A 23,781-nucleotide genomic window follows, 5' to 3' on the forward strand; every position below is an offset into this window, starting at 1 on the left:
AGAGGTAAAGAGTTGGCGACCAGTGTAAGAAGCTTTTATTACAATTTTATAACGCGATGACGGAAGGATGGGGGCATCCGTGCCCCGGATAACGAGGTGGAACGCTTAGAACTCGTAGCCAACCGAGACCTTAAAGGTACGCGGTTCGCCCTGAGTGATGTAGGTACCGGAATCGTCCACGCTGGCCCAGTAGTTCTCATTGGTCACGTTGTCGATGCCCGCGCGCACGGTCATCTGGTTTGCGTTGTGGTTCACCGCGAAGCGATAGCGCATGCCCAGATCCAGCGTGGTGTAGCTATCCAGCTTTTTGCTGTTCGCGAGGTCGGCATACTGCGTGCCGGAGTGGTTCACGCGCGCGGTCGCTGTCAGGCCGTCAACCGGCTTGATGTCGTACTCCGCACCCAGCACGGCGTAGAAGTTCGGAATACCGATCGCATCGTTGCCCTGGTTCACGCCGTTTTTGGTTTTGGTTAGCTCCGCCTGCAGCCAGGTGGCGCTGGCGTTCAGACGCATCCCGAGCATCGGCTCGCCGAAGACGTTCAGCTCCACGCCACGGTTGCGCTGTTCAGCGTCCAGGCCGTAGTGATTGTTAGCATCGAGGATCGCCGAGGGCATTTTAATCTCAAACAGCGCCAGAGAGCCGCCCACGCGCCCGAAGTCCGCCTTCACGCCCACTTCGTTCTGCTTAGAGTGAACGATGCCGGTGCTCTGGCCGTAGTTGGTGGCGGTGTTAGGTGCGGTTTTGCCCGGCTGCAGCGCTTCGGTGTGGTTGGCGTAGAGGGAAATTTCTTCCCACGGTTTGTAAACCACGCCGTAGGTTGGCATCCAGCGGCTGCCGTCGAAGCCGTCCGCGTCGTTTTCTGCGCCGGTAATTTTGTTATACCCGCGAACGACCACTTTCTGATGGCGCGCGCCTGCGGTGAACAGCAGCTTGTCATCAAACACGCCCAGGGTATCGCTCAGCAGCCAGCCCTGGGTGCGGGTGCGCCCGCTGGTCAGCGGATCGCTGTATTTACCGCCGGAGCCGTTGAAGTTGGTGCTGTCCGGCATCGCGACGCCGGTGTTGTGATAAATGTTGGTGGTCGGGTTATCCGCCGTCGCCGACATTTTCCAGGCGATTTTTTCGTTTTTGGTCATCGCGGAGTACCCCACGTTGACCTTGTGCGAGACGAAGCCGGTAGTGAAGTTACCGCGAATGCCCGCCATCCCGCTGACGGAATCGCTGATGCGGTTGGTATCCAGACGGCTGACCACCGCATTACCGTTTTTGTCCATCAGCTTCGGCGCGCTGTAGATCCCCTCTTCGTGCGCGTGCTGCGCGCCGAGGCCGGTATAGGCGGTCCAGCTGTCAGTGATGTCATACTCGCTGCGCCACATCCCGAACTCGTTTTCGATATCGCTGTAGGCCCACTTCTGCGAGAAGTTACGATCGTTCTTCGGTGGTTCAGGCACGAAGTCCACCGCCGAGATGTTGACGCTGGTCGGGCTGCCGTGGAAGGTTTTTTTCTGATAGCCCAGATCCAGCGAGGTGCGGAAGCGGTCGCCTTTGTAGTCCAGGCCGGTGGAGAGCAGCGTGGTGCGGCGGCGGTCATTCGGTACGCCGGTTTCCCCTTCACGATGCACGAGGTTCACGCGCGCGCCGAACTGGTCGTTATCGCCAAAGCGACGCCCCGCATCCAGCGTGGTGCCAATCTGGGAATCCGAGGTGTAGTCCACGCCCACTTTCGCCTGCGGCGTTTCCCCGGCATGCTTTGGCTCAAGGTTAATCATCCCGCCCACGCCCGAGCTTGCCGCGCCGTTCATCAGGGAGTTGGCCCCTTTGAAGATCTCAATGCGGTCAACCATCTGGGCATCCACCACCTGACGCGGCAGCACGCCGGAGAGGCCACCGAAGGTCATGTCGTCGCCGTCAAACTTCAGGCCGCGAATGCGGAAGGTTTCCGCGCTGTTGCCGTAACCCTGCACAAACTGCACGCCCGCGTCGTTGGCGACCACGTCAGCAATGGTTTTCGCCTGCTGATCTTCCACCAGCTTTGAGGTGTAGCTGATGATGTTGAACGGCACGTCCATGGCGTTCTGCTGGCCGAGCATCCCCATTCGCCCGCCGTTGGCCACCTGCCCGTCAAGGAAGGCCGGCACCAGCTGGTCGCCACCGGGTTTAAAGTCACCGGCAGGTGCAGACTGCACAACGATGGTGTCTTCTTTTTTATCCTCTGCCGCCCAGGCGGAATGTGTAACCGCGCCAATGGCGAGCGCCAGCAGCGTTTTGTGCATTTTGGTGTTGTTCATCGTTAACTCGTTTGAAAGTGCGCGCAAAAATAGCCCGTGGACGGGCTTTAGAATATATTGGTTGCAATGCAAATGAGAACTATACGCATTATCTATGCTTTGGCAAGCACAAATCTCTGCAGGATCCTGCTCAAATTAATGCGTGATAAAAGGGGATGCTCACCTTGCGCTGAACCCTTTGAGATCACACGCACGGAAAATGAGGCCATTTTGGCAACCATGACGCAAATACGACACAAGGAGAAAATCAGGATGGTTTGAAACTGGCGTAAGTGCCTGTTTCTAAATGGCACGCCCTGTAGGATTCGAACCTACGACCTACGGCTTAGAAGGCCGTTGCTCTATCCAACTGAGCTAAGGGCGCACTGAGAAGAGTGAACTTCGCGGTGGTGAAACGCGAAGAATTATACGGTCAATGTCAGGTGAGTCAATGCCTTTTCCGTTTTCGGGGGCAATTACCGCTAGCCGATTGTAAATACGGCTATTTTCTCAACATTTCTCGCTGTTTCACCGTAAAATTTAGCGCTGCGAAAAGGCTTAGTTGTATTTAAGTAACGCCTGCTGTTTTCCTGCTCGTCGGCTCGTCACACTAGAGCGAGGTTTCCCGGCCGCCTGGAGGCTGACAGACAACAGGACAATGGAGTGACAGCGCAAAACCCGTTCGATACGCCCCCCCGATTACAGTTTATTTCTCAGGACATCGTCGGCATCAAACTGGAGCCTGTCGTCGCCCTCACCTCTCAGCGTCAGGTTGGCGTGGAGGTGCTTAGCATTCTGTCCGAAACGCAGCACAGCGAGGATTTTTTTCGCCATCAGTCGGCAGGCTGGTCAATGACGCTGCTTGAAGCGCAGCTTGCCGCACTAAAAAAGACGCCGCACGGTAATAACCTTTTTATTAATCTGCCGATAACCGTTATGACAGAGCCAGCGTCTTTTCAGCGGCTCATCAATCTGAAAAACACGCCGCTGAATATCGAGATTGTTGATCTCTCTGCCTTTCTGGCTTTCTCTGCCGCACAGAAGCAGCGCGTCATTCAAAACCTGTCGAAACTCCGGGAACAGGGGCACAGTATATGGCTGGATGACATCGACGAAACGGTCATTCAGCCGTTTTTATTTTGTCGATTACCGTTGAACGGCATCAAAATTGATAAGGGCGCATTCTGGCGTTTACGCGCCACACCCGCGCTGAGGCAGCTGGTTTCACGTTGCTTTCAGCTGGCCGGGAGCGTGCTCATCGAAGGTATTGAGACTGAACGCGATCGCACCTGGGCACTGCAGGCAGGCGCAGATCTCGGCCAGGGATATTACTGGCCGTCCTGGACATGGCCGGAGGATTAAAGAGCCATTTCCAGGAGGGAGACCATGCGAATGACAGTGCGCCGTTACCGGCGGCGGCGTACAGGAAGTGATGCACTGGGATTTACGCGCTCACCTTTTGCTCCCCCCTTTTTCGACCGGCTCGAGTTTTTGAGCCAGTCCATCAGCCAGCCCCGAAAAACCGACGCTCCGTTTATCATTCTGGTCACGGAGGATCATTTTCTGCGCACCGGTTTTCTCAATGGGCAGTTTCCCCTGAGCAGCTGTTGCGACTATATCTCACTGGATGATGCGCTCGGCGCTCAGGCACAATGGCCTTCAGCGCGTCTGGTGGTAGATGTAGAAAGCCGTTCCACCGGGCTAATTGATCAACTGGATCAGTTAAGAAGGCATAGCCTGTATCCCCCCTTCCTGACGCCGTGGCTACTGGTCCGGGCAGATAATTATGATACCCGCCTCTTCTGCAAAGCGGCGGGGCCTTTTCACGTGCTGGAACGTCAGATGAACGCGGCAGGGCTTCAACACAGCCTGATGGATGCCCGCCCGCCGCAGGGGTCCGATAAAGACTGGTTTTCCCGCAATGAATGGCCCATTTTGCAGGAGCTTGCCCGCGGTAAGACGCTGCGTCAGATTGCCCTTCTGCAGAATCGCCCCTATAGCCGCATTATCTATCGTCTCAGCTGCATCCTGCTTAAGCTGGGGCTGAGCCATCGCCAGGAATTGTTACACCTTCTTAATAACTTCTCTGACTGCACGTTTTAACTTACGCACTAACTTCTTATTTCCTAAAGCGCTTTAGGAATTTACTTACCACGCATGTTATGAAATGGTTAAATTTTAACAATGTATTCGATTTTATAACTATTCCTAATTTATGGTTCGGAACCATGTGAAATGTCACAGAATGAACCAAAGGCAGCACTTTCCTCCATCCGTTAAGTGAATGCAGAAGGCGTTAATAAGATGATAATGATGTAAAAACAAGCAGCTTCGCTTCACTCTCCTGGAGCGGAAAGCAAAGTGAATAGCATGTTCTCCTGCGCGATGATGGCGTGACGTTGATGCGCCTTAAGCACTTTCAGATGAAGGTTTGACACCTTGCGAGGGCACTTTTTCGCCTCTTTGACCCTGGGTCGCCCGCCGAATCGACGGTCTTTTTTATTAACAATTACGCAACATAAAGTGACATCTGTTATTTTTTGTTATTACATAAAGATGAAAAGATGCGGTAAATGGGATAACAGGATATTTCCGCTAAATTTAAAAACATAGCCATTAAGATCCAGAAGATAATACAAACCAATAAGCGGAGACTAATTTACAGGGTTTTCGGAAAAAACTTACTCTGTATAATAAGATGCGTACCAAATCTGAATAAGAAAAATCTTTTTGCCAACACCAGCCAAATGAGATGACCGCGCTGAGGCACTGTTCTTTTCATTACGTAAACAAGGATGCTTTCGCTCTTTCCAGGGAAATACTACGGTATAGGGATCTGCACTTTATATCCTTCCGGCATTTCGAGAGTTTTACAAAACTCTGCATAACGCTTTTAACAATCTGAGGCATTAAAAATGAAACCGGCATCCGTTATCATTATGGACGAACATCCTATCGTCAGAATGTCGATAGAGGTCCTGCTACAGAAAAATAAAAATATCACAGTCAAGCTTAAGTCTGGCGATAGCCATGAAGTTCTTGACTGTATTCGTAATCATCCTATCGATTTGGTGATCCTTGACATCGAACTTACGGGCACAGACGCCTTCGCTTTACTGAAGAGAATCAGAAACTTAAACAAAGACATCAAGATTCTGTTTCTCTCCTCTAAATCAGAGTTATTTTACGCGGGTCGTGCGATTCGCGCCGGGGCCAACGGCTTCGTCAGTAAACGAAAAGATTTGGGTGAGATCTACAACGCCGTAGAGATGATTTTGATGGGCTATTCTTTTTTCCCGTCGGAAACGCTGAATTTTATAAACCATATGGGTTCGGGAAAAGGGATGGCAGCGGATATGCCATTATCGAATCGCGAGGTCACGGTATTACGTTATCTGGCGAATGGATTATCCAATAAGGAGATTGCTGAACAGTTACTGTTGAGCAATAAGACCATCAGCGCGCACAAATCCAATATTTATTCCAAGCTTGGCGTACAAAGCATCGTGGAATTAATAGATTACGCCAAAGCGCACGAGCTGCTATAACCTGAATTCACTCCCTGCAGTTTATCCGAGCTGCAGGGAGTGCGGTCAGTGCTAATTATAATTAATCATGAAGGTAGCATCCGCATCAGCCCGTCCGGGCTGAGGGTTATCGGCCGTGGCAATATAATTGGCATAAAATGATAGAGTCGCATTCCCCTGTGCATCAACCGTGACCGGCTGGCTGGCCTGCTGAAGCGCCAGACGCGTTTTATCCGCATCCCTGATCTCGACGGCGACGTGGCTCGCTGTACTGGCATCATTCAGCGCCAGCAACCCGCTATTGCTCCCGTCAGCCTTACCCGAGAACGTAATGGACGCCGCCCCGGGCGGACAACCGGTCAGCTTCAGCGTGAAGGGCATAGGCTGCGTGCGGCTCCCCGTGGTGTTGAGCTGCTTCGTGGGCCAGGTGCCCAGCGTGACCGTTTTGTCGCTATCGTTACCCTCTGCCACGCAGGTGAAATCGACAATATTGCCGTAGAGCCGAATATTAATTTCGCCCAATGCGGTTTCCGCCTGAGCCTGGGTGCAAAGCGCAAAGAGCGCCACGGTGATAAAACGGATCCCGTTTCGCATGTCTGCTCCTTAGTCGTAATCCACACGCAAATATCCGCGCGAGGTAAAGCGCCCTTCCGCTGGCTTGTTGCCCGTCACGCTCACCGGCCAGACCCGGATCCCCACCTGCGCCTGCGCGCTGTCGTCCAGGCGGAACGGAATTTTGCTCGTCAGGTTGTTAGGCGTGAGCGGCGCACCGCTCTCGTTGGCAATGATAAACCCCACATCCGGGTTATCCGACACCACCACATTATTGGAGACCTTTTCAGCCTCGACGCGCATCGTCAGCATGGCGTTTGCCTCCACGTTGGTGCATTTAATCGCGATGGTTTTACTTTGCGATGAGACGCCCTCCGGCTTGTTACCCACGCCCGCCTTGCTGAACAGGGAGGCGCCAATGTCGCCGAAATCAAATTCAACCACATTGCCGGCGTTGATGGCGCAGCTCTGCGGCACCTGAATGGTTCCGCTGTAGCTGATGGTGTAGACCGGCGTGGTCAACGGATCGGAGGAGGTGGTAGTGACGTAAACGCGGAACATGGTGGCACGCGGGATCACCACCATATTGATAAAGCGTCGGGTCACCTTAAGACGGAAAATAAGGCTGGAATCCTGCACGCCAAACGGTTTGTTTTTTGAAACATTCGGATGGCTCCCCATCTGGATATAGCTTTTGGGTGGATAAAACGCGCCAGCATAGCTGTCCGTGATCTTCATCGCCCCGTCCAGATAGTCGTTAAGCTTCAGATACTGATAGCCATCGCTGGTCCCGGTGATCGGGTAATCCGTCACGTAGCTGCGCTTGGTGGTATTCCCGACGGTGCCCTTCGGGCAAACGGCGTTTACCCCCACCCACTGCGATTTCTCGCTGAGGGTGACAACCTGCCCAACCTGGTTATTCGAGCTGTTGAATTTATCCGTCAGGTCGTAATGCACCTCCGTCGGCACGCCCTTTTCATTGACGCACACGGTGGCTAACGCGTTTGTCGCGGGCAGGAGTGCCAGAAGCGACAAGGCAAAGATATGGATTTTAATCACAGCGGATCCCCTTAAGTGTGATCGCCTGTTGCAGGCTCTTTTCAGGCAAGCTGTAAGGCGCACGGCACTGGGACTGCGCCCCGTTACCCCACTGGACCAGCAGTTCGCCTTCCAGCGGCAGCCCACTCAGGTAAATTTGCCCTTCATCCCCCACCATGCTGGTCACGCCGCTCTGGGTTTCGCGCACCACGGCGCCGAACGGCACCGGCTGGTTGCCGCGCGTTACCGTCAGCAGGGCGCGCACGCCAATGCGGGTATCAAAGCTGGCGCGGACCAGCGCGCCTTTGGTCGGCACCACGCTGCTCACGTTGTTTTCGATGTCGGTGTTGTTGCTCATGGTATTGGTATCCAGCGCCACGCGGTTGTAGCGGTAGACGGTGGCATACGGCATGACCGCGTAGCCTCGCCAGTCGGTCTTCACGCCGGTCTGGTTTTCCACGCTGACGCCTGATGCCCCCGGCGCCTTAATCAGCACGTTGGTATCGCCCAGCGGCTGGCTGAAGGTCACGCCGTCTGAATGGCCAACCACTCCACCGGAGAGCTGCCAGTTGAGATCGTGCTGATCGCGGGAATAGTTGTAGCCCACGCCCAGCGTGCCGTAGGTTGCCTGCCAGTTGGCGCTGGCGCTTCCGCTTGAGCCGTTGGTGCTGGCGTGTCCCTGGGTCACGCTGTAGTTCAGGTTGCGGTCCTCAAGCAGCGTGCCGCTGACGCCGGTTTGCCAGCTCGTGTCGCCATCGCTGTTTCGGCTGGCGGATGCGGTGGCATAGGCGCGATCGATCGCGCTGTCCCGGCGATAGCCCTGGCGGGTAAAGAGGCTAAACGGCACGGAGACGTTAAACGACGCGATCCGGTCGGTACCGTCGATCCCGACGGATTTGTTCCACGACCATGACAGGGAGTAATTGATCCCCTTCAGGCCCCCCGCGTAGCCCAGCTGATACCAGAGGTTCGTTTCGTCCGTCCCCCAGTAGGTTTGCTCACTCCCGGAGATATAGACCGAGCCGTAATCCCCCAGCGACTGGGAAATGTTGAGCTGGAAGCGGCCTTTTTTATTCCACGTCAGGTTGTGATAGCTCTGCACGTCCGGCACATCGTTATCGTCCTGGCTATCGGCATACTGGTAGCCCTCCATTGAGCGCCAGGCCACGTCGTCCAGGGTGTAAAACCCCTTCGTTGAGTAGCGGTAGCCCAGCAGCTGGAAGTTGGTGCCAAACCCGTTCAGCGATTTTGCATACAGAAAACGCAGGGACTGACCTTCATGTTTGCTGTCGTCCGCGAGCTGGCTGCGGGCGTGGGTGATATCGACGGAGACTGCGCCCCAGTCACCGAGGTTTTTCCCGGCACCGACGGCCACTGCGGTATAGCGTGACGCCAGCTGGGTGCCGCCATAGAGCGTAAAGCCGTTAGCAAGGCCGGTAATCAGTGTGCCCTGGGCGAAGAACGGTGTATCCTGGTCGCTGTTACCGCTGCGGTAATCCCCCGCCACGAGGTCATATTTCCAGCGCCCTTCACGCTGCAGGAGCGGCACGGTGGAGTACGGCACGGTGTAGCGCTGCTGGCTGCCGTCTTTCTCTTCCACCGTGACGTCAAGGTCACCGCTGGAGGAGGTCGGGTTAAGATCGGTAATGGCGAACGCGCCGGGCTGGACGTAGCTTTGATAGATAACGTAGCCGTTCTGGCGAACCACCACTTTGGCAGGCGTACGGGCAATACCGCGTACGGTCGGCGCGTAACCCTGCAGGCTGTCGGGGTACATGCTGTCAGACGAATAGAGCCGCCCGCCGCGAAAACCGACGCTGTCGAAAACGTCATTCCCGGTGTTGCTGTCGCCCAGCACCAGCTCACTTTTCAGTGGGATAACGGTGCGCTGCGCCCAGGTGCCAATATTCTGCCACTCGCTGCGCCGCTTTCCGTTATTTTGCGTGTAGCGCCATGCGCCGTTGTTACGTAAACGCCAGGCACCATAGTTCAGCCCGCTCTGCAGGTTCAGGTAATAGCTGTCGTCTTCGCTTCCCCGGTTGCCCGTAAAGCTGTAGTTCACCAGCGCGGCGGGAATGCCTTCATCCCACTGTTCAGGCGGAATATAGCCGCGCGCGCTGTTTTGCATTGCCACCTGCGGCAGGCTGACGTTCAGGCGCTGTGAAGCAAAGTTAAATACCGTTTCGCTGCCGGGAATGGCCGTGGTCAATGGAACGCACGTTTCACCCTGCACCTTCGCCAGCTCGGGAAATGCGGCAACGTTGACGCCAAAGCGATCGAGCATCGCGCGCGTAATGCACGGCGACAGGCCGCCCGCCACCGGCGGCGTGTTCTCGGCCTGTTCAAAACGCACGTCCTGGGTACCGATAAACTCATCGTTACGCCAGATATCCACGCGATAGATGCCGGGTGCCTGCTGGTGCCCCTGTTCAAAACGCGACAAATCCGCCACGCTGGCGGTGTCGTCGGATAAGAAGGCCGGGTTGAAGTAGCTTTCGCTCCAGCCAGCCTGCGGCCAGAGCGCGGCCATCAGCGCCAGTGCAACCGGGCAGTAACGTCCCTGGTGGTTTTTCATCGCCCTGACTCTGCTCACAGGTTGACGCTGCGCGCCGGTGTAATGGCGCCGTAGTCATTCACGCTCTGCCAGGAGAGCGTACCGCCGGCCCCGGCGGGCAGCACCTGCTGAGCCGAGTTTTTCGGCGCGACCATCAGGTTTTCCAGCGTCTGACCGCCCAGCTTCAGGTTGACCAGAGTGATGTAATAGGGTGAGGCGTTGCTGACTTTGAGATGGTTCCCCACGCGCTCAAAGCGCAGCTGGGAAAGCGCCTCATCCGGCTGCATCGCCAGGTTATTCGGGCGCACAAACAGCTTGATGCGCGAAAGGATCGCCAGCTGCAGCACGTTATTGTTTTCCGTTTTCGCTTTGTTCACTGACGGGATCGCCTTCACGTTCATGTAAAAGAGCGATTCGCGATCGGCGGGCAGCGCGGGCCCGGCGTAAATAATACGCAGCGTGTTTTCGCTGTCCGGCTCGCTAACGAACAGCGGCGGCGTGACGGCAAAGGTTTTTTCCTTTTGCCCGCTGGCATTTTCGATCCACGCGTTAATTAAGTAGCGTTCTTGTTTATTGCTGTTGGTGATCGCCAGCGACGTTTGCTTCGCATCCGCCGGATAAATAACGCGCGTGGCCCCCAGCGCAATACCGCCGGAAGCATTCGCGCAAGCAGAAACCATCATTAAAATAAACGATAAAAGCAGTCCTGGTTTAATTAGCATATTCATCAAAACCGTACCTTTAATAATGTGTTCGCAGGTGTTATGGATAAATCAACGTAAACCAGACATCCGACTGAATATTGCCTGGCACGAGGTGTTCGGAAATAGCGCGATAGCGGGCGCTAAAATGAAATGCGAGCTCGCTGGTATTCACGGGCAACCAGCTGACGGCCGTCGCATTCGGGATAATCTGACGCTGCTGCTCATCAAAAAGCGCCAGCCCCACGCCGCTGCTGACAGGCGTTTCACCTGGCCGCGATGTCGCCAGAAAAACCTGCGGATCTTCCGCGGGCGTCACGCCCTGAAACTGGATCCCCACGATGCGGGAGACATCCACGCTGCAGTCCAGCAGCCGCACGGTGAACGGCACATTAACCGTTGAAAAGCTGCCCACACCGGAAAATGAATTGGTTCGGTACTGCCCCATGTCGATGCGCATATTCTGGCTGTCGGGCGCCACGGCGCAGCCGCCGTTTACCAGTTCTCCCCGAAGATGCACCTTGCCGCCTTCGATCACCACGGTATGCGCCGATGCCGGGCAGGCCATCGCAAGGGTTAACAGCAGTAGTGTTCCAGTCCTTGTCATCCTTCGTTCCTGGCAGTAGCGTATGACGGGCCTCGTCCCTGAGGCCTGAACATCCCTGTGCGAGGGTATTATTCGTATTTCATTACGAAGGTGGCGTCAGCGTTCGCCTGGCCTGGCTCGGTGGTTGCAGCCGTTGATTTGTAGCGCGCGGTGAATTGCAGGGTGTTAGTCCCTTTAATCAGGTCTTTCGCGGCAGAGAAGGTGGCACCGTCCGGGGTCAGCACGCTGGATTTGCTGTCGAGGATCTCGATACCCACGCCTTTCGCGGTGTTGTCGTTGTTACCGGACGTCACGGCCAGCAGGGTTTTGTCGGTCGCGTCGATCTGGCCGGTGAAAGCAACGGCAGCGGTTTTCGCAACCAGCGGATCGCAGTCATTCAGTTCAATGTTGAACGGAATATTAGAGGTGGTGTCGCCCACTTTGGTGAATTTCGCGGTACGATACTGACCGAGATTAACCGTCTGCTCGGAAGAATCGGTATTTACTGAACAAGCAGCATTAACCAGTTCACCTTTAAAATGCACGGTACCGCCATTTACGGTAACCGGCGTAACGGGATCGGCTGCATTAGCGGCACCCGCGACCAGGGCCAGTGTTGCAATAACAGAAGAAGCAATGTTGCTGAGTTTCATGTCTATTCCTTTAAAATGTAAATAACCCTTCCCGCGAAAAATCGGGAATAAGAAATACGTTCAATTGCATAATTGAAAACTTATTTCGGAGGAGACAAAGTAGCTCAGGATGTAATTTTTAAATATGTCAAAACACTGCCATTTCGCCAGGTCACATCCTAATCCCGTCTAAGAAATTGACCATCACTTAAGAAGGGTTTTTGCGTCTCACGGATGAAAACTCGTAAAGGGTGACTGACAGCGGCGCTCGCTTCTGACAAAATACAGGCAATCCCCCCTTTCAAACGTTACAGACGGAATCTTCTCTCTGATGGCAGCAAAGATTATTGACGGTAAAACGATTGCGCAGCAGGTGCGCTCTGAGGTCGCGGAAAAAGTGAAGGCGCGTAAAGCCGCCGGAAAACGCGCTCCCGGGCTGGCCGTTGTGCTGGTTGGCAGCAACCCGGCATCACAGATTTATGTCGGCAGCAAACGCAAAGCGTGTGAAGAGGTGGGGTTCGTCTCCCGCTCTTACGATTTGCCGGAAACCACCAGCGAAGCGGAACTGCTGGAACTTATTGACACCCTGAATGCCGATAAAGAGATCGACGGCATTCTGGTTCAGCTGCCGCTGCCTGCGGGCATCGACAACGTGAAGGTGCTGGAGCGTATCGCGCCAGATAAAGACGTCGACGGTTTCCATCCGTACAACGTAGGCCGCCTGTGCCAGCGCGCGCCGCGTCTGCGCCCGTGCACCCCGCGCGGCATCGTGACGCTGCTGGAGCGTTATAACATCGACACCTACGGCCTGAACGCCGTGGTCATCGGCGCGTCCAATATCGTGGGCCGCCCGATGAGCATGGAGCTGCTGCTGGCCGGCTGCACCACCACCGTGACCCACCGCTTTACCAAAAACCTTCGTCACCACGTTGAAAACGCCGATCTGCTGATCGTCGCGGTCGGCAAGCCGGGCTTTATTCCAGGCGAGTGGATCAAAGAGGGCGCGATTGTCGTGGACGTCGGGATTAACCGTCTGGAAAACGGCAAAGTGGTCGGCGACGTGGTGTACGAAGATGCGGCGGCTCGCGCATCTTACATTACACCAGTGCCGGGCGGCGTTGGCCCGATGACTGTAGCAACGCTGATTCAGAATACTTTGCAGGCATGCGAAGAGTACCACGATGTAGAGGAAGCATAAGATGGCCACATTTTCATTAGGCAAACACCCGCACGTTGAGCTGTGCGATCTGCTCAAGCTCGAAGGCTGGAGCGAAAGCGGCGCGCAGGCGAAAATCGTTATCGCCGACGGGCGGGTTTTAGTCGACGGCGTGGTGGAAACCCGCAAGCGCTGCAAGATTGTCGCCGGCCAGACCGTGAGCTTTGAAGGGCAGAGCGTGACCGTGACGGCCTGAGTCCTCCTCACCCTCTCCCCAAAGGGGAGAGGGGATCAAAAATCCCCCCATATCCATCACGGTTATTTATCGATCAACTTCAAATAATCACTATTTCATCTGTTGAAAGGTGAGATTTCAGTTGCGCGTTTTTCACTCTTTCCCCACGATAAGTAGAACGTTCTACTAAAACGTTCTACTTACAATAACAGCGCTCAAAAAGCGCTACTCGGGGGAAATCAGCATGAGTCTGATATCAGGGTTTGTTAAATCGCTGTCTAAGTTATCGATGATTGGTCGCGCCTTAATGCTGCCAATTTCACTGCTTCCCGCTGCGGGCCTGCTGCTGGCCTTCGGCGATAAGTTCCACCTGCCGCTAATGATGAACGCTGGCGGGGTTATCTTTGATAACCTGCCGATGCTGTTTGCCATCGGCTCTGCTGTCGGTCTGGCCTCGGAATCCGGCATTGCAGCACTCTCGGCGGCGGTGTCGGTGTTTGTCACCAACATCACCATCAGCACCGTGCTAAGCATTACGCCGGAAATGGCCTCACAGGGCGGAAAATATGCCATGGTGGTCGGCATCCCGACGCTGCAGATGGGCGTCTTCGGCGGGCTTATCTGCGGCATTCTCGCAGCCTGGTGCTACAACCGCTTCCACACCATGCAGCTGCCGGAGTTCCTCGGCTTCTTCTCCGGGAAGCGCTTTGTGGCGATCGCCACGGCGTTCCTCTCTTTCCTGATGGGACTGCTGCTACCGTACGTCTGGCAGCATATTCAGGCCGGTATCGACGCGCTCTCCGTGATCGTAAACGGTGATAACCAGGCGGCATCGACCTTTATCTTCGGGCTGGTGGAGCGCGCGCTGATCCCGCTCGGCCTGCACCACATCTGGTATCCGTCCTTCTGGTATTCGTTCGGGGATTACACCACCCAGGCGGGCCAGGTGATCCACGGTGACCAGACCATCTGGTTCAAGATGCTCGAAGAGGGGGTGAAATCCTTCAGCAGCGACACCTACCAGAACGCCGGTAAGTTCATGCAGGGCGAGTTCCCGCTGATGCTGTTCGCGCTGCCTGCTGCATGCCTGGCGATGTACCACGAAGCGCATACGAAGAATAAGAAAATCGCGGCCGGTATTCTGTTCTCCGCTGCCCTCACCTGCTTCCTGACGGGGATCACCGAGCCGGTAGAGTTCACCTTTATCTTCGTGGCGCCGATTCTGTACGTCTTCAACGCCATCATGGCGGGCCTGGCGTACATGACTATGTACCTGCTGCACGCGCATATCGCCAAATCGTTCTCGGCGGGCTTTATCGACTACCTGTCGTTCGGGATCCTGCCGTCGTTTAACGGCTATCAGACCAACTTCCTGAGTGCCATTATCATCGGCATTCCGATGGCGCTGATTTACTACTTCACGTTCCGCTTCGTGATCCGTCGTTTCGACGTGAAAACGCCGGGCCGTACGGAGGTGACCGCCAGCGCGAATGACAAGTCCGATTCCGAACTTGCCACCGAAATCATCGGCCTGCTGGGCGGCGCGCAGAACATTGACTCCGTCGGCTCCTGCATCACCCGCCTGCGTCTGGAAGTGGCGAAGAGCGATGCGGTGGACAGGGACGGACTGAACGGGCTTGGCGCACGCGGCGTGGTCTTCGTCGGCGACAACGGGATCCAGGTGATTTTCGGTGCCAGAGCACAGTTTATCGCCCAGACCATGTCCACCATGATCGGCAAATAATAAGATGCCTGAACGACACGTCTCCTGTACGCTGGGAGACGTGTCTTATCCGGCTGATAATCGGTAAATTTCAGGGAGCGGTTTTGAAGAAAGTCAGCATCATTGATGTCGCAAAGCACGCGGGCGTCTCGGTCTCTACCGTGTCGCTGGTGCTACGTCAGAAAGGGAAAATCTCAGAGGCGACGATCGAGAAGGTCAATGCCGCCATCACGACGCTGGGCTATGTTCATAACGTTGCCGCTGCCAACCTCCGCGCCAACACCTCCAATCTTATCGGCCTGATCCTGCGCGACTTCAGCGACAGCTTTTCCATCAAGGTGATGGCGAGCATCGTTCAGGAGCTGGAGAAGCAGGGTTATATGGTGTTTCTCGGCCAGCCGCTGAACGACCAGGAACATCTGGAACGGACCCTGCTGTCGTTTAAGCAGCAGGGCGTCGCGGGCGTTATTTATCTGGCGTCTGACACCCGTAACGCCGCTTTACCGGAGCAGATCCGCCAGTGCCCGCTGCCGCTGGTGGCGGTCTCGCAGTCTCTGCTGGACGAAAAATGCAATCTGGTCATGCGCGATAATCGCCAGGCGGCGAACCTTGCCGCACGCTATCTTATCGAACGCGGACACCGCACGATCGCCTACATTGGCGGGCGCGAGGGCTGTCTTATCCGCGAGCAGCGCCTGCTCGGCTTTCGCAGCGCGATGACGCAAAACGGGCTGGTCTGGCGCGATGATTATTCACCGGCCTGCAGCGACGACACCCAGGCCGCCGCGATGGCAACGCGCCAGCTGCTGGAGAAAAACAGCTCCATCACCGCCCTGCTTTGCCACTCCCCGGATGCGATGATCGGCTCCATTTCCGGCATTCATCAGGTGGGCCGCACCGTGGGGAAAGACGTGTTCCTGACCCAGCAGGTGGCGCTGATCGGTTTTGAAGATATGCTCCACGTCAACCTCACCTCCCCTTCCTTCACCTACGTCTCTTCGGCCAGCGATGAAACCGGACGACAGGCGGCGGGGCTGATTATCCGCAAGCTAAAGGAGCCGGATCTGCAAACCCAGCGCATAACGCTGTCCGGGCAGCTTATCGCCCGCGAGTCGGCGTAAAATCAGAATTTGACACAGGTTTGCTGCAGCGGATTCGCTGCTATATTGCTGTGATTTGCCATGGATAATTGCAATGCCTACCGTTATCACTCACGCTGCTGTTCCCCTTTGCCTGGGCTTAGGTCTGGGAACGAAAGTCATCCCTCCCCGCCTGCTGTTTGCCGGGATCGTGCTCGCCATGCTGCCGGACGCCGACGTGCTGGCGTTCAAATTCGGCGTCGCCTACGGGAATATTTTCGGCCACCGCGGCTTTACCCATTCGCTGCTGTTTGCCTTTGCGGTACCGATACTCTGCGTGCTGATTGGCCGACGATGGTTCCGGGCCAGCCTGACGCGCTGCTGGCTGTTCTTAACCGTTTCACTGCTGTCGCACAGCCTGCTGGATTCCGTTACCACCGGCGGAAAAGGCGTCGGCTGGCTGTGGCCGTGGTCAGACGAGCGCTTCTTTGCGCCGTGGCAGGTGATTAAGGTCGCGCCGTTTGCGCTGTCGCGCTACGCCACGCCGTACGGGCATGAGGTCATTATCTCGGAACTGCTGTGGGTGTGGCTGCCGGGGGTGGTGCTGATGGGGATGTTGTGGTGGAAAAGAAGGTAAAAGTAGGCCCGGTAAGCGTTAGCGCCACCGGGCGTTACAGACTTACTTACGACGCCAGGTCGTCCCCTGCGGGCCGTCTTCCAGAATGATCCCCATCTCGGTCAGACGGTTACGCGCCGCATCCGCCGCCGCCCAGTCTTTGGCCTGACGCGCTTCCAGACGCGCTTTAATCAGCGCTTCAATTTCCGCCACTTCACCGTCGTCCGCCTGCGCACCGCTCTGCAGGAACGCGTCCGGCTCCTGCTCCAGCAGGCCGAGCACGGAAGAGAGCTTGCGCAGATGGGACGCCAGCGCATTCGCCGCTGCCATGTCCTCTGACTTCAGGCGGTTCACCTCACGCGCCATGTCGAACAGTACGGAGTAGGCCTCCGGGGTGTTGAAGTCATCGTTCATCACCTCAACGAAGCGCGCTTCGAACGCTTCGCCGCCCGCCGCAGGCACAGATTTGTCGGTGCCGCGCAGCGCGGTGTACAGACGCTCCAGCGCCGAGCGCGCCTGCTTCAGGTTCTCTTCGCTGTAGTTCAGCTGGCTACGATAGTGGCCAGACATCAGGAAGTAGCGCACGGTTTCCGCATCGTAATACTTCAGCACGTCGCGCACGGTGAAGAAATTGCCCAGCGATTTCGACATCTTCTCGCGGTCAACCATCACCATCCCGGAGTGCATCCAGTAGTTAACGTACTCGCCGCCGTGGGCGCAGGTAGACTGCGCGATTTCGTTTTCGTGGTGCGGGAACATCAGATCCGAACCGCCGCCGTGAATGTCGAAGTGGTTGCCCAGCTGCTTGCAGTTCATCGCGGAACATTCAATGTGCCAGCCCGGACGGCCTTCGCCCCACGGGGATGGCCAGCTCGGCTCGCCCTCTTTGGACATCTTCCACAGCACGAAGTCCATCGGGTTACGCTTCACGTCAACCACGTCCACGCGCGCGCCGGCCTGCAGCTGGTCCAGATCCTGACGGGAAAGCGCGCCGTAGGTTGGGTCCGTCGGCACGGAGAACATCACGTCGCCGTTTTCCGCTACGTACGCATGACCGCGTTCGATCAGCTTTTCGGTGATCTCGATAATTTCGTGGATATGGTGGGTCGCACGCGGCTCGCTGTCCGGACGCAGAATATTGAGGGCATCAAAATCTTTGTGCATCTCAACAATCATGCGATCCACCAGCGCAACAAAGCTTTCGCCGTTTTCATTAGCGCGCTTGATGATTTTGTCGTCGATGTCGGTGATGTTACGCACGTACTTCAGGTTATAGCCCAGGAAGCGCAGGTAGCGAGAGACCACGTCGAACGCGACAAAGGTACGGCCATGGCCGATATGACAGAGATCGTAAACCGTAATACCACACACGTACATGCCGACTTCCCCGGCATGGATAGGTTTAAATTCCTCTTTCTGGCGCGTCATTGTATTAAAGATTTTTAACATCGAAGATTCCATGTAAACACGTGTGTGAGTTGTTTGTTCCATATAATACCCATAATTCGGAATAGGATCAGCACACAATGCAAGGTGATCGCGTCCTGTGGTTATGCTATAACAAGCCCCTATATATGACCCGAAGGCGGGTCGACGTACCACAATAACGGAACAGGATGCAAAAATGGTTACTTTCCACACTAATCATGGCGATATCGTAATCAAGACCTTTGATGACAAAGCGCCTGAAACAGTTAAAAACTTCCTGGACTACTGCCGCGAAGGTTTCTACAACAACACTATTTTCCACCGCGTGATCAACGGCTTTATGATCCAGGGCGGCGGTTTCGAGCCTGGCATGCGCCAGAAAGAGACCAAAGAGGCGATCAAAAACGAAGCGAACAACGGCCTGAAAAACACCCGCGGTACGCTGGCAATGGCCCGTACTCAGGCACCACACTCTGCCACCGCGCAGTTCTTCATCAACGTAGCGGACAACGACTTCCTGAACTTCTCCGGCGAAAGCCTGCAGGGTTGGGGCTACTGCGTGTTCGCAGAAGTGGTTGAAGGTATGGACGTGGTCGACAAGATCAAAGCCGTCTCTACCGGCCGCAGCGGCATGCACCAGGACGTTCCTAAAGAAGACGTTGTGATTACAAGCGTGACCGTCAGCGAGTAATTCGTGGCGACACTCTTTATTGCGGATCTGCATCTGCAAACAGAAGAACCGGCGATAACCGCCGGTTTTCTGCGTTTTTTACGCGGTGAAGCGAAAAGCGCCGATGCGCTGTACATCCTGGGCGATCTGTTTGAAGCCTGGATTGGCGACGACGATCCTAACCCGCTGCACCGTGAAATGGCTGCCGCCATTAAAACGCTGGTAGATTCCGGCGTCCCCTGCTACTTCATTCACGGCAACCGTGATTTCCTGCTCGGCAAGCGCTATGCCCGCGAAAGCGGTATGACGCTGCTGCCGGAAGAACAGGTGCTCGATCTCTATGGCCGCAAGGTACTCATCATGCACGGCGACACGCTCTGCACCGACGATACTGGCTACCTGGCGTTTCGCGCCAAGGTCCACACCCCATGGATCCAGAAGGTGTTCCTTGCCCTGCCGCTGTTTATCCGCAACCGCATCGCCGCCAGAATGCGTGCGGGCAGCAAAGCCGCCAACAGCAGTAAATCCCTGACCATCATGGACGTCAACCCGCAAGCTGTGGTGAGCGTGATGGAAAAGCATGGCGTTCAGTGGCTGATCCACGGTCATACCCATCGCCCTGACGTGCATTCTCTGAGCGCCAACGGTGAACCGGCCCATCGCGTGGTATTGGGCGCATGGCACACTGAGGGTTCGATGGTCAAAGTCACTCCCGACGGTGTCGAACTGATCGCTTTTCCGTTTTAACGTTTTCTCGTCATTTCGCTTGTTTCTCAGCCACGCAACCGTTTTCCTTGCCCGTATAACATGCTATTCTCTGTGCCCTCGAAAGCAGTGTGTTTCGCACCACAGGAGTTTTAAGACGCATGTCTTCCCGCAATAATCCGGCGCGTGTCGCCATCGTGATGGGGTCCAAAAGCGACTGGGCTACCATGCAGTTCGCCGCCGAAATCTTTGAAATCCTGAATGTTCCGCACCACGTTGAAGTGGTTTCCGCACACCGTACGCCGGACAAACTGTTCAGCTTCGCCGAAAGCGCCGAAGAGAATGGGTATGAGGTGATTATTGCCGGTGCGGGCGGCGCAGCACATCTGCCGGGCATGATTGCCGCCAAAACGCTGGTGCCGGTTCTGGGCGTCCCGGTACAAAGCGCCGCGTTAAGCGGTGTCGATAGCCTCTACTCCATCGTCCAGATGCCGCGCGGTATTCCTGTCGGCACGCTGGCAATTGGCAAAGCGGGCGCGGCGAACGCCGCCCTGCTGGCCGCGCAAATTCTTGCAACGCACGACAAAGATTTACACCAGCGCCTGGCGGAGTGGCGTAAAGCCCAGACCGACGAGGTACTGGATAACCCGGACCCGCGGGGTGCGGCATGAAGCAGGTTTGCGTCCTCGGCAACGGCCAGCTGGGCCGCATGCTGCGTCAGGCTGGCGAACCGTTGGGGATTGCCGTCTGGCCCGTCGGGCTGGACGCCGAGCCGGAAGCGGTGCCGTTCCATCAGAGCGTAATCACCGCCGAAATTGAACGCTGGCCGGAAACCGCCCTGACCCGCGAGCTGGCGCGCCATAACGCCTTTGTGAACCGCGACGTGTTCCCGATCATTGCCGACCGTCTGACGCAGAAGCAGCTGTTCGACAAGCTGGGCCTCGCAACTGCCCCGTGGCAGCTGTTGTCTGATAAAAGCGAGTGGAATGACATCTTCGCCATGCTGGGCGAACTGGCGATTGTGAAGCGCCGAGTGGGTGGCTACGACGGCCGCGGCCAGTGGCGCCTGCGCGCAGGCGACACCGCCGAGCTGCCGGACGACTGCTACGGCGAGTGCATCGTTGAGCAGGGCATCAACTTCAGCGGCGAAGTGTCGCTGGTTGGCGCACGCGGGCACGATGGCCGCACGGTGTTTTACCCGCTGACGCATAACCTGCATCAGGACGGCATTCTGCGCACCAGCGTCGCCTTCCCGCAGGCCAATGCCGACCAGCAGGCGCAGGCGGAAGAGATGCTTTCTGCCATCATGCACGAGCTGGGCTACGTGGGCGTGATGGCGATGGAGTGCTTCGTCACGCCGTCGGGCCTGCTGATCAACGAGCTGGCGCCGCGCGTGCACAACAGCGGCCACTGGACGCAAAACGGCGCCTCTATCAGCCAGTTCGAACTGCACCTGCGCGCCATCACCGACCTGCCGCTGCCACAGCCCGTCGTTAACAGCCCGTCGGTGATGATCAACCTGATCGGGACCGATCTGAACTACGACTGGCTGAAGCTGCCGCTGGTGCATCTGCACTGGTATGACAAAGAGGTTCGCGCGGGTCGTAAAGTGGGTCATCTCAACCTGAACGACAGCGATACCGACCGCCTGAGCGCCACCCTGGAGGCGATCGTTCCTCTCCTGCCGCCAGAATACGCGAGCGGAATTGTCTGGGCACAGTCAAAGCTCAAGTAAGACATCTGCGCCGGGGAGTTGACCTTCCCCTTCCCCGGCGTACAATCCCCGCCCATTGCTGCTGAGTTTTCTTCTGGAATCACCATGAACGATGGAACGGACTATCGCGCGATCCTCGCGTCTGATACCCCTTTAATCGACGTTCGCGCGCCGATCGAATTTGCCCAGGGTGCGATGCCCGCCGCACTCAACCTGCCCTTAATGAACGACGACGAACGTGCCGCCGTCGGTACCTGCTACAAGCGCCAGGGACCCGACGCCGCGCTGGCGCTCGGCCATAGCCTGGTGAGCGGCGAGACGCGGGAGGCGCGCATTAACGCCTGGCGCGAAGCCAGCCTTGCGCACCCCGAGGGCTATCTCTGCTGCGCGCGCGGCGGTCAGCGCTCGCATATCTCTCAGGCCTGGCTGAAAGAGGCTGGCATCGACTATCCGCTGATCCGCGGCGGCTATAAGGCTCTGCGCCAGACGGCGATTCAGGTCACCATTGAGCAGTCGCAAAAGCCGATGGTGCTTATTGGCGGCTGTACGGGCAACGGTAAAACGCTGCTGGTGAAGCAGCACGCGCAGGGCATCGATCTGGAAGGGCTGGCGCACCATCGCGGCTCGTCGTTTGGCCGCACGCTTACGCCGCAGCTTTCCCAGGCGAGCTTCGAGAATCACCTTGCGGTTGAGCTATTGAAAAAAGACGCCGCGCGCTGGGTGCTGGAGGACGAGGGCCGGATGATTGGCTCCAACCACCTGCCGGAGTGCCTGCGCGACCGCATGGTTGACGCCCCTATCGTTGTCGTCGAAGACCCGTTTGAAACCCGACTTGAGCGCCTGCGCGAAGAGTATTTTGACCACATGTGGGCGGATTTTTCTGCCGCGTACGGTGAGGAGGCGGGCTGGAAGGAGTACAGCGAGTACCTGCACCACGGCCTGTTTGCCATTCGCCGTCGGCTTGGGCTACAGCGTTTTGCGGAATTTACGGCGCTGCTGGACGCGGCACTTGCCGAACAACAGCGAACGGGCAGCACCGACGCGCACTTCAGCTGGCTTGTACCGCTGCTGAAGGACTATTACGACCCGATGTACGGCTATCAGCTGGAGAAGAAAGCGGAGAAGATTGTCTTTCGCGGGATGTTCGCAGAAATTGCCGAGTGGCTTAATCGCTAAAAAAGGCCGGGTGGCGAGGTAAAAGCAAAACGGCAACCTGGGTTGCCGTTTTTAATGTTTTTTCCCTCTCCCCGTGGGAGAGGGTCAGGGTGAGAGCATCAGGCCGCACCCTACATGACACCTTAGAAGTCGTAACGCAGACGCACCAGGTTCATGTCGCCCAGGTTGTCGGTGCTGGAGGTGAACACGTGTTCGTAATCCACGCGGAAACCGTAATCCAGCTGGAAGCTGATACCGACGCCGTTGTCGATGCGCTGGTAGTTACGGCCGTTCACGTACTCAATGCGGTCACCCATGAAGTAAGGCTGGATGGATTTCACCGCGTACTGACCGATTGGGAATTTGTACCCAGCGAAGTATTCAATACCCCACGCGTCGCCCGCAAAGTAGTCGTTAACAGACACTTTTTTGGTGGTCAGGAAGTTCTGGTACCAGCCGCCGCCAGCGGAGAAGGTCCAGTTGTCCGGCGTCCAGCTCAGCGCAGTACCGACAATATTCTGGTCGTAGGATTTGCTGTCGCCGTTGTCCGGGTTACGCATGTCCGCGCGGGTGTAGTTCCACGCAGCGCCCCAGGTCAGATCGGTGGTCAGGTGGTAATCGATACCCAGTGAGCCGCCGCCTTTACGCTTGTAGCGCAGGCCGTTGCCCGGCAGGTATTCGCTGTCTTCAAACAGGTAGGATGCATAGATGTCCGCATCGCCCACGGTTTTCTTATATTTCAGCATCTGGCGTGAACGGTAAGAGCCGTCGTAGTCGCCGTTGATCCCATTACCCGGCGCCTGGCCGATCATGTCGTAGTCCCAGATATCGGTTTTCGCGCCCACCACATCGTAGTACACGCTGTTCTGCTGGCCGAAGGTCAGCGTACCCCAGGTATCGCTCTTCAGGCCGGTGTAGAGCATACGGCGTGAGGTGTCGTGCGCGCCGTCGGCGTAGTGGTTATCCCAGTTAAACTGCGCCGGAATGTTCACCCCCAGCTCGTAGTAGCTGATCCAGCTGATGTCATCGAACAGGTAGTAGTCTGCCGCGAAACGGAAGCGGGTTCCGCCGTCAAAGCCGTTACGCTTGTAGCCGTTTTTGCCGTCATCGCCGGTCATGTTCTGGAATTGCGGACGAATACTACCGCCAACGGTGAAGTTCAGGCGGCTCAGCGGGTTACCCGCCTGAGGATCCTGCTTAAGTACGGTGATTTCTGCCTGAGATGCAAAAGTAGTCAATGCCACTGCCGCGCCGATCGTTGCCGCCAGCGCTGATTTTTTTATAGTCATTATTTTTCCTTAATAGACACGCTGCTAAATATTTAGCTGGTGAATATTAACCGGAAATTTTCGGGCTGTGTGGGCGGGTTTTTAATGTTTTGTGCTACTAAATGCGCTGGCATTATCACTTTGTGCTATTTAAGCATTACGCACCGGCATAAA

22 protein-coding genes and 1 tRNA gene are annotated in these 23,781 nt (G+C 56.4%); 13 read left to right on the forward strand and 10 right to left on the reverse strand.

The genetic code is table 11. The annotated features are described in order from the left end of the window. Positions 1–105 precede the first annotated feature (105 nt). Positions 106–2,289 carry a TonB-dependent siderophore receptor gene (locus tag A6013_RS13360; protein WP_069733234.1) on the reverse strand — a complete coding sequence of 728 codons (2,184 nt, stop codon included), beginning with the start codon at positions 2,287–2,289 and terminating at the stop codon, positions 106–108. A 287-nt stretch (positions 2,290–2,576) separates the two neighbouring features. Beyond that, positions 2,577–2,653 (reverse strand) — tRNA-Arg (locus A6013_RS13365). Between the two features lie 278 nt (positions 2,654–2,931). Between A6013_RS13365 and A6013_RS13370 the strand changes: the two genes are divergently transcribed. The 3 genes from A6013_RS13370 to fimZ all read left to right on the forward strand — a co-directional run bounded on the left by A6013_RS13370 (position 2,932) and on the right by fimZ (position 5,816). Continuing rightward, positions 2,932–3,630 carry an EAL domain-containing protein gene (locus A6013_RS13370; RefSeq protein ID WP_028012234.1) on the forward strand — a complete coding sequence of 233 codons (699 nt, stop codon included), beginning with the start codon at positions 2,932–2,934 and terminating at the stop codon, positions 3,628–3,630. Between the two features lie 24 nt (positions 3,631–3,654). After that, a complete protein-coding gene (locus A6013_RS13375) occupies positions 3,655–4,371 on the forward strand; it encodes a response regulator transcription factor (protein ID WP_069733235.1) in 717 nt (238 codons plus the stop codon). A gap of 812 nt (positions 4,372–5,183) precedes the next feature. Continuing rightward, positions 5,184–5,816: a fimbria biosynthesis transcriptional regulator FimZ gene (fimZ, locus tag A6013_RS13380; protein ID WP_028012232.1), complete on the forward strand. Its 633-nt coding sequence runs from the start codon at positions 5,184–5,186 to the stop codon at positions 5,814–5,816. Positions 5,817–5,867: 51 nt separating this feature from the next. Here fimZ and sfmF read toward each other — a convergent pair whose 3' ends face one another. From sfmF to fimA, 6 genes are all read right to left on the reverse strand, one after another. After that, positions 5,868–6,389: a fimbria assembly protein gene (gene sfmF, locus A6013_RS27595; protein ID WP_028012231.1), complete on the reverse strand. Its 522-nt coding sequence runs from the start codon at positions 6,387–6,389 to the stop codon at positions 5,868–5,870. Between the two features lie 9 nt (positions 6,390–6,398). Further along, positions 6,399–7,406 carry a type 1 fimbria D-mannose specific adhesin FimH gene (gene fimH, locus A6013_RS13390; protein ID WP_059355415.1) on the reverse strand — a complete coding sequence of 336 codons (1,008 nt, stop codon included), beginning with the start codon at positions 7,404–7,406 and terminating at the stop codon, positions 6,399–6,401. Continuing rightward, positions 7,399–9,960, reverse strand: a complete 2,562-nt coding sequence (locus A6013_RS13395; protein WP_069733236.1) for a fimbrial biogenesis usher protein — start codon at positions 9,958–9,960, stop codon at positions 7,399–7,401. The genes fimH and A6013_RS13395 overlap by 8 nt, the downstream gene beginning before the upstream one ends. 14 nt (positions 9,961–9,974) lie before the next feature. Beyond that, a complete protein-coding gene (gene fimC / locus A6013_RS13400; RefSeq protein ID WP_028012228.1) occupies positions 9,975–10,667 on the reverse strand; it encodes a type 1 fimbria chaperone FimC in 693 nt (230 codons plus the stop codon). Positions 10,668–10,701: 34 nt separating this feature from the next. Beyond that, positions 10,702–11,247 carry a type 1 fimbrial protein subunit FimI gene (fimI, locus tag A6013_RS13405; RefSeq protein ID WP_028012227.1) on the reverse strand — a complete coding sequence of 182 codons (546 nt, stop codon included), beginning with the start codon at positions 11,245–11,247 and terminating at the stop codon, positions 10,702–10,704. Between the two features lie 68 nt (positions 11,248–11,315). Further along, positions 11,316–11,879, reverse strand: a complete 564-nt coding sequence (gene fimA, locus A6013_RS13410) for a type 1 fimbrial major subunit FimA (RefSeq protein ID WP_028012226.1) — start codon at positions 11,877–11,879, stop codon at positions 11,316–11,318. A gap of 310 nt (positions 11,880–12,189) precedes the next feature. Here fimA and folD point away from each other — a divergent pair, with 310 nt between their 5' ends. The 5 genes from folD to A6013_RS13435 all read left to right on the forward strand — a co-directional run bounded on the left by folD (position 12,190) and on the right by A6013_RS13435 (position 16,688). Beyond that, a complete protein-coding gene (gene folD / locus A6013_RS13415) occupies positions 12,190–13,056 on the forward strand; it encodes a bifunctional methylenetetrahydrofolate dehydrogenase/methenyltetrahydrofolate cyclohydrolase FolD (protein WP_028012225.1) in 867 nt (288 codons plus the stop codon). A 1-nt stretch (position 13,057) separates the two neighbouring features. Further along, positions 13,058–13,270, forward strand: a complete 213-nt coding sequence (ybcJ, locus tag A6013_RS13420) for a ribosome-associated protein YbcJ (protein WP_045356450.1) — start codon at positions 13,058–13,060, stop codon at positions 13,268–13,270. Positions 13,271–13,493: 223 nt separating this feature from the next. Continuing rightward, the gene (locus A6013_RS13425) at positions 13,494–14,993 is read left to right on the forward strand and encodes a PTS transporter subunit EIIC (RefSeq protein WP_028012223.1); all 1,500 of its coding nucleotides are present in this window, start codon (positions 13,494–13,496) and stop codon (positions 14,991–14,993) included. Between the two features lie 83 nt (positions 14,994–15,076). Beyond that, positions 15,077–16,093, forward strand: coding sequence for a Mal regulon transcriptional regulator MalI (malI, locus tag A6013_RS13430; protein WP_028012222.1), 1,017 nt, complete (start codon positions 15,077–15,079; stop codon positions 16,091–16,093). 73 nt (positions 16,094–16,166) lie between these two features. Continuing rightward, complete coding sequence (locus A6013_RS13435) at positions 16,167–16,688, forward strand: metal-dependent hydrolase (protein WP_028012221.1); 522 nt, start codon at positions 16,167–16,169, stop codon at positions 16,686–16,688. Positions 16,689–16,730: 42 nt separating this feature from the next. Here the strand turns inward: A6013_RS13435 and cysS are convergent, their stop codons facing one another. After that, positions 16,731–18,116, reverse strand: coding sequence for a cysteine--tRNA ligase (gene cysS / locus A6013_RS13440; RefSeq protein ID WP_041911037.1), 1,386 nt, complete (start codon positions 18,114–18,116; stop codon positions 16,731–16,733). A gap of 175 nt (positions 18,117–18,291) precedes the next feature. Between cysS and ppiB the strand changes: the two genes are divergently transcribed. The 5 genes from ppiB (at position 18,292) to mnmH (ending at position 22,360) form a co-directional block, all read left to right on the forward strand. Beyond that, on the forward strand, positions 18,292–18,786 hold the full coding sequence (ppiB, locus tag A6013_RS13445; RefSeq protein ID WP_000256009.1) for a peptidylprolyl isomerase B: 495 nt from the start codon (positions 18,292–18,294) through the stop codon (positions 18,784–18,786). A gap of 3 nt (positions 18,787–18,789) precedes the next feature. Beyond that, entirely contained in the window at positions 18,790–19,512 is a 723-nt protein-coding gene (lpxH, locus tag A6013_RS13450; protein ID WP_041911038.1) for a UDP-2,3-diacylglucosamine diphosphatase, read from the forward strand. Between the two features lie 119 nt (positions 19,513–19,631). Continuing rightward, entirely contained in the window at positions 19,632–20,141 is a 510-nt protein-coding gene (gene purE, locus A6013_RS13455) for a 5-(carboxyamino)imidazole ribonucleotide mutase (RefSeq protein ID WP_006809824.1), read from the forward strand. Continuing rightward, positions 20,138–21,205 (forward strand): 5-(carboxyamino)imidazole ribonucleotide synthase, encoded by a 1,068-nt coding sequence (gene purK / locus A6013_RS13460; RefSeq protein ID WP_069733237.1) that lies wholly within the window; start codon positions 20,138–20,140, stop codon positions 21,203–21,205. Before purE ends, purK begins: the two co-directional genes overlap by 4 nt. 84 nt (positions 21,206–21,289) lie before the next feature. Then, positions 21,290–22,360, forward strand: coding sequence for a tRNA 2-selenouridine(34) synthase MnmH (gene mnmH, locus A6013_RS13465; RefSeq protein WP_069733238.1), 1,071 nt, complete (start codon positions 21,290–21,292; stop codon positions 22,358–22,360). 122 nt (positions 22,361–22,482) lie between these two features. Here mnmH and A6013_RS13470 read toward each other — a convergent pair whose 3' ends face one another. Beyond that, the gene (locus tag A6013_RS13470; RefSeq protein WP_047367634.1) at positions 22,483–23,628 is read right to left on the reverse strand and encodes a porin; all 1,146 of its coding nucleotides are present in this window, start codon (positions 23,626–23,628) and stop codon (positions 22,483–22,485) included. Between the last annotated feature and the right edge of the window lie 153 nt (positions 23,629–23,781).

This window comes from Enterobacter sp. IF2SW-B1, from assembly GCF_001743375.1.
Classification (GTDB): Bacteria; Pseudomonadota; Gammaproteobacteria; order Enterobacterales; family Enterobacteriaceae; genus Enterobacter; species Enterobacter bugandensis.

Bases quoted from the DNA above. Each gene is read 5' to 3' on its own strand.
- A6013_RS13375 (WP_069733235.1), top strand. From the start codon at position 3,655: ATGCGAATGACAGTGCGCCGTTACCGGCGGCGGCGTACAGGAAGTGAT.
- A6013_RS13425 (WP_028012223.1), top strand. From the start codon at position 13,494: ATGAGTCTGATATCAGGGTTTGTTAAATCGCTGTCTAAGTTATCGATG.
- fimZ (WP_028012232.1), top strand. From the start codon at position 5,184: ATGAAACCGGCATCCGTTATCATTATGGACGAACATCCTATCGTCAGA.
- mnmH (WP_069733238.1), top strand. From the start codon at position 21,290: ATGAACGATGGAACGGACTATCGCGCGATCCTCGCGTCTGATACCCCT.
- folD (WP_028012225.1), top strand. From the start codon at position 12,190: ATGGCAGCAAAGATTATTGACGGTAAAACGATTGCGCAGCAGGTGCGC.
- fimC (WP_028012228.1), bottom strand. From the start codon at position 10,667: ATGAATATGCTAATTAAACCAGGACTGCTTTTATCGTTTATTTTAATG.
- sfmF (WP_028012231.1), bottom strand. From the start codon at position 6,389: ATGCGAAACGGGATCCGTTTTATCACCGTGGCGCTCTTTGCGCTTTGC.
- ppiB (WP_000256009.1), top strand. From the start codon at position 18,292: ATGGTTACTTTCCACACTAATCATGGCGATATCGTAATCAAGACCTTT.
- ybcJ (WP_045356450.1), top strand. From the start codon at position 13,058: ATGGCCACATTTTCATTAGGCAAACACCCGCACGTTGAGCTGTGCGAT.
- A6013_RS13435 (WP_028012221.1), top strand. From the start codon at position 16,167: ATGCCTACCGTTATCACTCACGCTGCTGTTCCCCTTTGCCTGGGCTTA.
- fimI (WP_028012227.1), bottom strand. From the start codon at position 11,247: ATGACAAGGACTGGAACACTACTGCTGTTAACCCTTGCGATGGCCTGC.
- cysS (WP_041911037.1), bottom strand. From the start codon at position 18,116: ATGTTAAAAATCTTTAATACAATGACGCGCCAGAAAGAGGAATTTAAA.
- A6013_RS13470 (WP_047367634.1), bottom strand. From the start codon at position 23,628: ATGACTATAAAAAAATCAGCGCTGGCGGCAACGATCGGCGCGGCAGTG.
- purE (WP_006809824.1), top strand. From the start codon at position 19,632: ATGTCTTCCCGCAATAATCCGGCGCGTGTCGCCATCGTGATGGGGTCC.
- A6013_RS13395 (WP_069733236.1), bottom strand. From the start codon at position 9,960: ATGAAAAACCACCAGGGACGTTACTGCCCGGTTGCACTGGCGCTGATG.
- purK (WP_069733237.1), top strand. From the start codon at position 20,138: ATGAAGCAGGTTTGCGTCCTCGGCAACGGCCAGCTGGGCCGCATGCTG.
- A6013_RS13360 (WP_069733234.1), bottom strand. From the start codon at position 2,289: ATGAACAACACCAAAATGCACAAAACGCTGCTGGCGCTCGCCATTGGC.
- fimA (WP_028012226.1), bottom strand. From the start codon at position 11,879: ATGAAACTCAGCAACATTGCTTCTTCTGTTATTGCAACACTGGCCCTG.